This is a genomic window from Mycoplana azooxidifex, from assembly GCF_014196765.1.
GTDB lineage: Bacteria > Pseudomonadota > Alphaproteobacteria > Rhizobiales > Rhizobiaceae > Mycoplana > Mycoplana azooxidifex.
In genome coordinates this window covers 1-10,608 of the sequence record NZ_JACIEE010000022.1, presented here as the reverse complement: position 1 = coordinate 10,608, position 10,608 = coordinate 1, and the positions used below count along the sequence as shown (strand labels likewise).

The following is a 10,608-nucleotide window of genomic DNA, read 5'->3' as shown; positions in this document are numbered from 1 at the left end:
TCTGCCTTTGCCGGACGACGTTCAATCCAGGCGCAACCTCCAGCATGTGCCCTCTACCTCAACCGCAGACGCCCTCCCGCGCAGCGGGTTCGTTCAACGGCCGCAAGGCGGTCATTCATCCGACGTGAATGCCTCCTATTGGCGCAAAGCGGACGAGTGGTGGCGACTTCCGTAATAGGGATGTGTCCTCGGTTCACTATTCAAACTTGGCTCCGCGTGGACGCAGCCACGGCGATAAACGCAGCGACACCAAGCGTACCAAGAAGGGCATTGACGAACAGAGCCATAGCGATGCCCAGATTTTCCATCGCCGTGGCGAACACGAAGGGGGCAGCGGCACCAACTGCCAGCCTTGCCGCCGCCATCTTGCCCGTAATCGCGCCGTAGCCAGCGGACCCGAAGAGATAGAGAGGCAGGCTCCCCTGAGCGATGCTGTTGATCCCTGAGCCGAGACCAAGACAGATGGCGAAAGCCACCGCACCGGGCAGCCAATCACCCGACAATCCGAGTATCACCGCACCGACCACCATCAGCCCCGCGGACACAATCGCCAGCGCGGGCGGCGAAAGGCTCTTTCCGAAGACCATATTGATCAGGCGGCTCATGACCTGGGCTGGACCGAACAAGGAGCCGATCACGACCGCCGCACTGCCGAGCCCGATCGCGCCGAGCATCGGCACCATGTGGGCAAGGATCGCGGCCAGAGTGAAGCCAGAAAGCGAGAAGGCAAAGGAAACCAGCAGCATGCCGCGGCGGCGCGCCTGCGGCTCAAGAGCGCCGACGACGACCTCGCGAGTCCTTGTCCCGTCGAGTTTGGAACCACGCCTTCCGTCACGCCTGATCCAGTAGTGCAGGGGCATACAGACGAGAAGGTTCAGGGCGGCGAACACCAGATAAGTTTCCCGCCAGGACAGGTATCCGGTCAGTGTCGCGGCGATCGGCCAGAAGATGGTGGAGGCAAAGCCGCCGATGAGTGTCAGGTAGGTGATGCTGTGTGACGCCGTCCGAGGTTCGCTTTCGACCAGCGTCGCGAAGGCTGCCTGATACTGGACCATCCCGGAGGACACCTCGAGCAGGACGATTGCGAGGGCGAAGAGTGCTACGGACGGCGACCACGCGCAAAGCGCCAGGGTGGACGCCGCAAGGGCCGATCCCAGCGTCATTACCGTCGCCGCACCTATCCTGTCCATGTGCCTGCCGATGAACGGAGCAGACAGGCCGCCGATGAACAGGGAGACCGAGAAGACGGCGAAGACCCGTTCCAGGCTGATGCCGAGGTCCTTGGCCATTCCGGGGGCGAGGATGCTGAAGGAGTAGTAGAGGGTGCCGTAGCCGATGATCTGCGTGACACCGAGAGCGGAGACGATGCCCGCCGGAACCTTGATCGTATGCAATGACGTCTTCCTCGGCGGTCTATGCTTCGCTTGAACAGCAACTGGCGGATCGCTCGACCGAGCCACGGATGCTAGGATGCCCCGCGCAGCAGTCTTCCATCAGGAACGTCACGAGGTCGGCCAGTGTGTCGTAGCTTGCGCTGTAGAGGATCGAACGCGACTCCCTGCGCTGGGAGATCAATCCCGACCGTTCGAGTTCCTTGAGGTGGAACGAGACGTTCGATGGAGAGACGCCCATGCGATCCGCAATCGCGCCGGCGGCCAGACCCTCAGGGCCGGCGACGACCAGGGTCCTTACGATGGAGAGCCGGGTCTCCTGGGAAAGCGCGGCGAAGGAAGAGAGGGCTTGACGATCATCCATATTTCAATAATCCTTGAATCATTGAAATTGAGGATAGCCGCAAATGAGCACGATCGACAATAGCCAATCAAACAAAACCGAAATCTCGCTCGGGGAGTTGCTCGGCAGAGCCGCAGAAGCACCAGACCTGAAACTGGTCTTCCTGTACGACGGAAAGCCCGTGAAGCCAGGCTATCACGTGACCGAGGTCAAGGCCGGCCAGTTCTCCGCCCTCGATTGTGGGGCTAATCCGGAAGCCTGGTCGGAAATCTTCGTGCAGCTTTGGGACATCGACGAGGGCGAGCGGACCCATATGGCGGCCGGGAAGTTCTCGGCCATCGTCCGCAAGGTTTCCGAATACGTCCGCCTCGACGGCTCAGCCAAGCTGACCTTCGAAGTCAGCGATGGCGTCCGCCCGATGCAGTTGTACTGCGCGAACGAACCTGTGACGGAGGACGGCGCTCTCCACGTCGCGTTGACGCCACGTCCCGCGAGTTGCAAGCCGCGGGACCGCTGGTTGGCCGAGCAAGCCGCTACGGAAGCTTCGTGCTGTGGTTCATCCGCTTCCAAGTGCTGTGGCTGAGGTGGGTACAAACAGTTCCCCAAGGCGATGCCCAGACGCAGTCGCGAGGCGACGATCCCGCTGAGTGCGTCCGTCGGTCGCAACTTTCCGTAACGGACTTCCAATGAGCGCCGCCGTGTGCCAGCATACGAGCATGTTCTACCTTGTCGGGCTTCGGCGTCTCATGTTCGCGCTTGCATTGCTCGGGATCGTTGTCGGTCCCGTGGGCGTGAGCACGTCTGCCAGCGCCATGGCGGCTTCGTCCGACATGCAGACGGCAGTCATGCCGGATATGGATATGGCAAGCGCCGATGAAATGCCGTGCTGCCCGGATGAACAGCCTGCCCCTCAAAAGAAGGTCTGCGGACCCGCATGCCCCCTGGCGCTGTTGTGTTCCACGACGATCTTGGCACAGAAGGACAACAGCGCGGGTTGGCGGGTCGATCTGACGTTGCTGGCTCTATCCCATGACCTCCTTCAGGAAGACCATCTGCCTTCTGCCATCGTCGAACCGCCGGCGCGACCACCCAAAGCCTGATCTCACTCGCTGATTAAACCGGACGGCCGCTTTCCAGACTGAGCGCGTCGTTCCGACCGTAGCTGTTTCATGGACCCGGCCCGCAGCGCCGGTCCTGGGTGAGATTCATATGACCACAAGCTTTTTTTCTCCGAGGGCGACCCTCGGCGCGGTTGCCATCATTTTGGCTGCAACCACCACATCCTTCGCCGCCGCAACGGACTACGAGTTCCAGCTCGTCCGATCAGAAGTCCCGCACGGTCCCGAGGCGACCGTCGCGGTGCGCCTGATCAACAAGAGGACGTCAAAACCTGTGCCGGACGCCATCATCTTCAGCACGAGGATGGACATGGCACCGGAGGGAATGGAGGCGATGACCACCCCGGTCGAAGCCCTGCCGCCAACGGAAGCCGGCGTCTATACGTTCAAGACCAACCTCAGCATGGAGGGCGGCTGGCGCTTCAAGCTGGCGGCCAAGGTCCAGGGAGAGACCGACACGGTCCAGGGCGAACTGGTTCTGCAGGCACAGCCGTGACCACGTCCAGATTTCTGCTCTTCGTCAGCTCCCTCGCCATCGCCGGCGGGGGAGGGTACGCGGCTGGCACACGTGGCCTTGCCCCGGAACTCAGCGCATATTTCTCCGAGCCGGCGCTCGGGGAAACTGTCGTGCCTCGCCCTGTGCCGACGGGCGAGGTCATATACTACCAGCACCCGGACGGGCTGCCAGAGTATTCCGCCAAGCCGAAAAAGACGTCTGACGGCCGACCTTTCCGGGCAGTGCGACAAAGCGAAGACGTGAGCTTCGAGCCCGTGAAGGCCACCGCCGAGCACTCCAGTGCCGCAGGGTCCGGCGACGGCCGCAAGATACTCTATTACCGGAACCCCATGGGCCTTCCCGACACCTCGAAGGTGCCGAAGAAGGACTCGATGGGCATGGACTATATCCCGGTTTACGAGGGCGAAGAGGCGAACAGTTCCGTCGTCAAAGTCTCTCTGGGCAAGTTGCAGCGTACGGGGGTGAAGACTGCTATGGCGGAGCGAACCGTGATTGCCCGTGCGGTGCGGGTGCCAGGGACAATCGCCATCGACGAGCGGCTGATCCGGATCGTCTCGATGCGGACGGACTCCTTCGTCGAAGACGTCGCGAACGTCACTACGGGCGATGTCATCAGGAAGGGGGACGACCTCTTCCACTTCTATTCCAAGGATGTCGCGAAAGCGGGCGCGGAATACGCCACCGAACTGCGGGGCGGCGGCAAGCCGGGACTGGACGTCGGCGGCGCGCTGCAACTGCGTAACCTCGGGGTGCAGGAAGAGGCGATCAGTTCGATCGCCAAGAACCGCGCGGTGCCTCGTAGCATTCCCTATCTGTCGCCAAGCGACGGCGTGGTTCTCGAGCGCAACGCGACGACAGGTATGATGGCGGAGGCGGGCGACGTCCTGTTCCGGATCGCCGACATGTCGAAGGTATGGGTGATCGCCGACGTGCCCGAATTCGAGGCCACGACCATCCGGCAAGGCGCGCATGCGACGGTCAAGGTGAGGAACCTGCCCGGTAAGACATTCGATGGTACGATCAATTTGATCTACCCCGAGCTTCAGTCGCAGACGCGGACGGCGAGGGTGCGGATCGAACTTTCCAACGCCGACGGCCTGCTTCTAGCGAACATGTATGCGGAGGTGGAGATCGCCTCGGGTGATGCCACCCCGGTCGTCGCGGTGCCCAACAGTGCGGTCATCGACACGGGTGACCGACAGGTGGTGTTCGTCGACAAGGGCGAAGGCCGTTTCGAACCGCGTGACGTCGCGCTCGGAGTGCGCGGCGACGAGCGGACGGAAATCAGGAAAGGGGTCGAAGCCGGTGAGAAGATCGTCGTTTCCGCGAACTTCCTGCTTGACGCCGAAAGCAACCTCAATGCGGCGCTTAACGCGCTCACTGCGGGCGAGGTGCAGCCATGATCTCGAACATCATAGCCTGGTCCGCCCGCAATCTCGTGCTGATCATCGTCGCAGCCGCGCTCTCGATCGCCGCGGGTATCTACTCGCTGCGGTCGCTTCCGCTTGATGCCATTCCCGATCTCTCGGATGTGCAGGTCATCGTCTTCACCGACTATCCCGGTCAGGCCCCACAGGTGGTCGAGGACCAAGTCACCTATCCGCTGACGACGTCGATGTTGACGGTTCCACGGTCGAAGGTCGTGCGCGGCTTCTCCTTCTTCGGCGTCTCCTTCGTCTACGTCATCTTCGAAGATGGAACCGATCCCTATTGGGCAAGAAGTCGGGTGCTCGAATTCCTCAACGCCGCCTCGAGCCGACTTCCCGAGGGCGTCTCGCCAAGCCTCGGCCCGGATGCGACCGGCGTCGGCTGGGTTTACCAGTACGCCCTCGTCGCCAAGGAGCTGTCTCTTGCCGAACTGCGCTCCTTGCAGGACTGGGTCGTCCGCTTTGCCGCCTCGAAGTCCGAGGGCGTAGCGGAGGTCGCGAGCGTCGGCGGCTTCGTCAAGCAGTATTCGGTCGTCGTCGATCCGGCACGGCTGCGGGCGCAAAACGTGACGCTAAAGCAGATCGCAGACGCGATCCGAGCCGGCAACCGCGACGTCGGCGGGCGGACCGTCGAGATTTCGGAATTCGAGTTCATGGTCCGCGGCCGCGGCTATCTGCAAGGCATCAAGGACATCGAGAACATCGTGCTGATGACCGAAGGAGGAGCGCCGCTACGCCTCAGCGACGTGGCGCGTGTGGAAACTGTTCCCGACGAGCGCCGCGGCATCACCGAGTTGAACGGCGAGGGCGAGGTCGCAAGCGGCATCGTGCTGCAGCGGGTCGGCGAAAACGCCCTCAACGTCATCGACAGCGTCAAGAAGAGTCTGGCGGCGATCAAGGACAGCCTGCCGGCTGGCACCGAGATCGTTCCCGTCTACGACCGTTCGGAGCTGATCAAGGCCGCGATCGAGACGCTCAAGGGAACGCTGGTCGAAGAGTCGATTATCGTCGCCCTGGTGACGATCGCCTTCCTCCTGCATGTGAGGAGCGCGCTCGTTGCCATCATCATGCTGCCTATCGGTATCCTGATCTCCTTCATCGCGATGCGGGCGCTCGGCATCGGGGCGAACATCATGAGTCTCGGGGGCATCGCGATCGCCATCGGCGCGATGATAGACGCCGCCATCGTGATGATCGAAAACGCTCACAAACATTTGGAGCGCGCCCCGCCGGACAAGCCGCGAACCGAGATACTGATCAAGGCGGCGAGCGAGGTCGGACCAGCGCTGTTCTTCAGTCTGCTGATCATCACCGTGTCATTCCTGCCGATCTTCACCTTAGAATCGCAGGAAGGCCGTCTCTTCGGACCGCTCGCCTTCACCAAGACCTTTGCTATGGCGGCAGCCGCCCTGCTGTCGGTTACCCTCGTTCCGGCGCTGATGGTGGTATTCGTACGTGGGAGGATCGTCCCGGAGCACAGAAACCCGCTCAACCGTTTCCTGATCTGGATTTATCGTCCAGTCATTTCCGGGGTGCTTCGGGAGAAGACGCTGACGATCCTGCTCGCCGTGGCAGCCTTGGCGGTAACGGTCTGGCCCGCCCGCCAGATCGGCAGCGAATTCATGCCGACTTTGAACGAAGGCACGCTGATGTACATGCCGACGACCTTGCCCGGCCTGTCGGTGACGAAGGCAGCCGATCTGATGCAGACCCAGGACCGCATTATCAAGTCCTTCCCGGAGGTCGAAACGGTCTTCGGCAAAGCGGGCAGGGCGCTGACCGCGACCGATCCGGCTCCGACGGAGATGTTCGAGACGATCATCACGCTGACGCCGAAATCCGAATGGCGGCCAGGCGTGACCATCGACAGCCTGAAGCAGGAAATGGACGCGACGCTGCAGTTTCCCGGCGTGTCTAACGCCTGGACGATGCCGATCCGAGCCCGCATCGATATGCTGTCGACAGGCATCAGGACACCCGTCGGGGTCAAGGTATTCGGGACGGACCTCAAGGAGATGGAGCAAATCGCCCGCGACGTCGAGACTGTCCTGAAGACCATCTCCGGCACATCGAGCGCTTACGCGGAACGGGTGATCGGCGGCTACTATCTGGACATTGTTCCTGACCGCATAGCGCTCGGGCGCTACGGCCTAAGCGTCGACGACGTTCAGGACGTTGTGGGCACGGCTTTGGGTTCCGAGGTGGTGACGTCGACGGTTGAGGGACGCGAGCGGTATGGCGTGGCAGTGCGATACCCCCGTGCCTTGCGCAGCGATCCTCAAACGATAGCCCGTGACGTCCAGGTTGCTCTGCCTGGCGGCGGGGCGATACCATTGGGAGTGGTCGCCGAGATTAAGTTGACGCGCGGTGCCACGACGATCCGCACCGAGAACGGCCAGCTTGCCGTCTACGTGTTCGTCGATATCGCTGGTCGCGATCTCGGTGGCTATGTCGCGGAAGCGCGGCAGGCGGTTGCCGGTAGCGTGAAGATGCCGCCGGGGTATTCGGTCGCCTGGAGCGGCCAGTACGAATATCTCGAACGGGCGAAAGCGCGTCTGGCGATCGTGGTGCCGTTGACCCTCGGGCTGATCTTTCTGCTCCTCTACCTGAACTTCAAGGCGATTACCGAAACGCTGATCGTGATGCTGTCGCTGCCCTTCGCCCTCGTCGGGGGTATTTGGCTGATGTGGTGGCTTGGGTTCAATGCCTCGGTTGCCGTCGTGGTGGGGTTCATTGCTCTCGCAGGAGTCGCCGCCGAGACCGGCGTCATCATGCTTATCTACCTTGATCAGGCGCTCAGGGAACGCCAGGCACTATGCACAGCGGAGGGGCGTAATTTTACCCGTTCCGACCTCAACCATGCGATAATTGTCGGAGCGGTAGAACGTGTACGCCCGAAGATGATGACGGTCGTCGCAATCATGGCAGGCCTTTTGCCGATCCTTTGGAGCACTGGGGCCGGGTCTGAAATCATGCAGCGTATCGCCGTACCCATGATCGGAGGCATGGCGTCCTCCACCATCCTTACCCTTGTCGTCATTCCCGCTGTTTATGCGGCCGTCAAGGGCTGGCAACTGCTGCCAAAAAGCGAGCTGGACCTCGCCTTTCAATCAGCGTCGCCGCCAATCTATCAGGAGAGAAAAAGATGAAGAGAAGAGACTTTCTGCTATGCGGCGTTGCCATCAGTTCGGTGTTGATGACCCATCCCGCCTTGGCAACAGGTGAAAGAATGGTTGTCTACAAGGACCCGAGTTGCGGTTGTTGCCATGAATGGGCAAAGGCCATGCAAAATGCAGGCTTTTCCGTTGTTTCCGAAGACGTCGACGATCTTGAAGCGGTCAAGAAACGCTTCGCCGTACCGGTGGACCTGCAAGGGTGCCACACGGCGAGCTTGGCGGGCTATTTCATCGAGGGCCACGTCCCGCTCGACGCCATAACCAGGCTGCTTGCCGAGCGTCCGAACATCGCCGGGCTGGCCGTTCCCGGTATGCCCTCCGGCTCCCTGGGTATGGGGGACGATCCAGGCGCGTCCTACGACGTCTTCGCGGTTGGCAAGGACGGTTCTTCCGCTGTGTACCACGCGGTCCGACCAAGGTCGTAAGCGGGGGAATTCGCCCACTACCTTCAACACGCATCCGAACACCCGTCCGGACTTGCAATTGGATGGGTGTCCGATTTGCCTAATCGGACAAACGATGACAGCCCTAACGGCCTGCGGACAGCCAGGTTCTGGCCGAGTACGCTGCCCACCGCGAGCGGTTGAGTTTGCCGGCGATGTCCGATGACAAGAATGAATCATCGGAAGCAAGAAACCTCGTGTCGACGGGAAGTGCACCGAGCACCTGAAAACTAATCAAATAGCATGTTGATATCCGTTGGTAGTCGCCTTGATCACTGTCAGCTCCTCGCGTCGTTTGCTAGACCCGAGATACGAGGTCTCCCCTCGCATACGCGCTGTCGTAACTGCGGCGTAAGAGCGAGAGGCGGAACTCCGCAAAATATGGTGGTTTCGAAGTCGGATGTACAAGGACTTCAACATTTCCGTTAAGCCTGGCAAAAGCAGGCTGATCAGCGCTCCAGATCGACGGCTGAAAATGCTCCAGAGAGCATTGGTACCGCTACTGGGCGAAATTTACAGCCCAAGGAAACCAGTGCATGGTTTTGTTAGGGATCGATCCGTGATCACGAACGCCGCTTCTCATCTGAAAAGCAAGTTCGTGATCAATCTCGATATTGAACGCTTTTTTCCATCTATATCTGAAAACCGTGTAATAGGTCTCCTCAAGGCCCTGGGTGTCGACGAGGATGTCTCTTCGATCATCGCCCGCCTTTGTTCGAACCAGGGAACTCTCCCCCAAGGAGCCCCAACGAGTCCCGTCCTTTCAAACATGATCTGTTTCAGGCTGGACAAGGAAATGCAGGTCATCGCCAAGGCCGCGCATTGCATCTACACGCGCTATGCAGACGACATCACGTTCTCAAGCTACCAGCCCCTTAGCGCTTTGTTCGCGGCCGGGGTGCCATCAACGGGGAATTTTGCCCCTGATTTGTTGGCTCCCCAGTTGCTAGCAGCCTTTATAAACAATGGCTTCAAGGTTCATCCGGACAAGACACACTACGGCGACAGGCATAGCCGTAGGATCGTAACGGGTCTCAAGGTCAATTCCGGGTTGAATGTTGATCGACGGTTCGTCCGAAATGTTCGCAGCACACTATTTTCAATCGAGACAACCGGCTTAGCGGCCGCTCAGAAAAAGTTTGACGATCACTACGGCGGACGACGCGATATCGCGCGGTTTCTGCGGGGTAGGATTTCTTGGATCGGAAATGTGAAGGGGCAATCAGACCCAGTTTACCGAAGTATCGCTACGCGTTTCAACGCATCGTTCCCAATGCAGCCGATCATGGTCCTGCCGACGCGCACCGAGATCAGGAGAAGGGCGGTCTGGATACTGGAACACGCCCACGGAGAGTGGGCGCAGGGGAGCGCGTTTTTTCTCAAAGACGTCGGCCTAGTGACCGCTGCGCATTGCGTCCAGGATGCAATCGGCAAGGAGATCGATGTCTACCATCCAACTAAGCCCGCAAACATCTTCAAGGTAAAAGTGAAGAAGCACCATAAAATACGGGACCTCGCTCTGTTGGAACATAGTATTCCTTCGAACGAATTTTACGAACTCGAGATGACGAATACGACATACGTTATTGGCGACGTATTGACCGCAGCGGGTTATCCCGGATTCGCGCCAGGGGACGGATTGAACGAGCGCCTCGGCCACATCAGCAGTTTCTCTGTTAAAAGCGGCGTCCCGCTTATCGAGGTCACGCAAAAGTTGACGCAGGGCATGTCAGGCGGCCCCGTCTTTGACGACAACGACCTCGTAGCGGGCGTGATCCATAAAGGTGGACCCGACGAGGGCCGGGACTTCGCTGTTCATATTGACGCATTGACAGCCTGGCTTGACGAATGATGCCGTTAGCGAGGCCGGATCATCATCTCGTAATGCCCGTCATGATTGGCCTTTTCGAAAACCTCTTTGAAGACCCGCAGGTAACGGGACGCGGTCTGGTCGTCGCAAACCAGATAAAGATCATCATGGGCGCTGTGCGAACCGTCGTTAATCCATGAGAACAGCGAGTTGCACACCTGTTGATCCTCGCCTTCGAAGAGCTGGACGATATCGTCCTTGTCCACGTTTCCGAGGATGTGGAAGTAGTGACCTGCCACTAAAAATTCCCTCCAAAAGTTATTAGAGTCCGGCCCTTCAAAGGACGGACGAATGAAGAAGAGCAGATTTTCAGACGAGCAGAT

At 60.0% G+C, this 10,608-nt stretch carries 10 protein-coding genes; 7 read left to right on the top strand and 3 right to left on the bottom strand.

Features of this window, described 5'->3' with window-relative positions; genetic code table 11:
- Positions 1-200: 200 nt before the first annotated feature.
- Both arsK and GGQ64_RS27450 read right to left on the bottom strand, forming a co-directional pair.
- Positions 201-1,394, bottom strand: a complete 1,194-nt coding sequence (gene arsK / locus GGQ64_RS27455) for an arsenite efflux MFS transporter ArsK (protein ID WP_210300483.1) — start codon at positions 1,392-1,394, stop codon at positions 201-203.
- A 19-nt stretch (positions 1,395-1,413) separates the two neighbouring features.
- Positions 1,414-1,755 (bottom strand): ArsR/SmtB family transcription factor, encoded by a 342-nt coding sequence (locus GGQ64_RS27450; RefSeq protein ID WP_183808480.1) that lies wholly within the window; start codon positions 1,753-1,755, stop codon positions 1,414-1,416.
- A gap of 43 nt (positions 1,756-1,798) precedes the next feature.
- On the opposite strand from GGQ64_RS27450, the gene GGQ64_RS27445 reads away from it, so the two are divergent.
- The 7 genes from GGQ64_RS27445 (at position 1,799) to GGQ64_RS27415 (ending at position 10,267) form a co-directional block, all read left to right on the top strand.
- The gene (locus GGQ64_RS27445) at positions 1,799-2,317 is read left to right on the top strand and encodes a DUF6428 family protein (RefSeq protein ID WP_183808479.1); all 519 of its coding nucleotides are present in this window, start codon (positions 1,799-1,801) and stop codon (positions 2,315-2,317) included.
- Positions 2,318-2,420: 103 nt separating this feature from the next.
- Positions 2,421-2,834 carry a hypothetical protein gene (locus GGQ64_RS27440; protein ID WP_183808478.1) on the top strand — a complete coding sequence of 138 codons (414 nt, stop codon included), beginning with the start codon at positions 2,421-2,423 and terminating at the stop codon, positions 2,832-2,834.
- 109 nt (positions 2,835-2,943) lie between these two features.
- A complete protein-coding gene (locus GGQ64_RS27435; protein ID WP_097143528.1) occupies positions 2,944-3,348 on the top strand; it encodes a FixH family protein in 405 nt (134 codons plus the stop codon).
- The gene (locus tag GGQ64_RS27430) at positions 3,345-4,772 is read left to right on the top strand and encodes an efflux RND transporter periplasmic adaptor subunit (protein ID WP_183808477.1); all 1,428 of its coding nucleotides are present in this window, start codon (positions 3,345-3,347) and stop codon (positions 4,770-4,772) included. Before GGQ64_RS27435 ends, GGQ64_RS27430 begins: the two co-directional genes overlap by 4 nt.
- Positions 4,769-7,945: an efflux RND transporter permease subunit gene (locus GGQ64_RS27425; protein WP_183808476.1), complete on the top strand. Its 3,177-nt coding sequence runs from the start codon at positions 4,769-4,771 to the stop codon at positions 7,943-7,945. The genes GGQ64_RS27430 and GGQ64_RS27425 overlap by 4 nt, the downstream gene beginning before the upstream one ends.
- Entirely contained in the window at positions 7,942-8,397 is a 456-nt protein-coding gene (locus tag GGQ64_RS27420; RefSeq protein WP_097143533.1) for a DUF411 domain-containing protein, read from the top strand. The genes GGQ64_RS27425 and GGQ64_RS27420 overlap by 4 nt, the downstream gene beginning before the upstream one ends.
- A gap of 397 nt (positions 8,398-8,794) precedes the next feature.
- Positions 8,795-10,267, top strand: coding sequence for a reverse transcriptase domain-containing protein (locus GGQ64_RS27415; RefSeq protein ID WP_183808481.1), 1,473 nt, complete (start codon positions 8,795-8,797; stop codon positions 10,265-10,267).
- A 5-nt stretch (positions 10,268-10,272) separates the two neighbouring features.
- Here the strand turns inward: GGQ64_RS27415 and GGQ64_RS27410 are convergent.
- Positions 10,273-10,608, bottom strand: a 336-nt coding sequence (locus GGQ64_RS27410; RefSeq protein WP_183808475.1) for an AAA family ATPase, incomplete at its 5' end; no start/stop codon positions are given.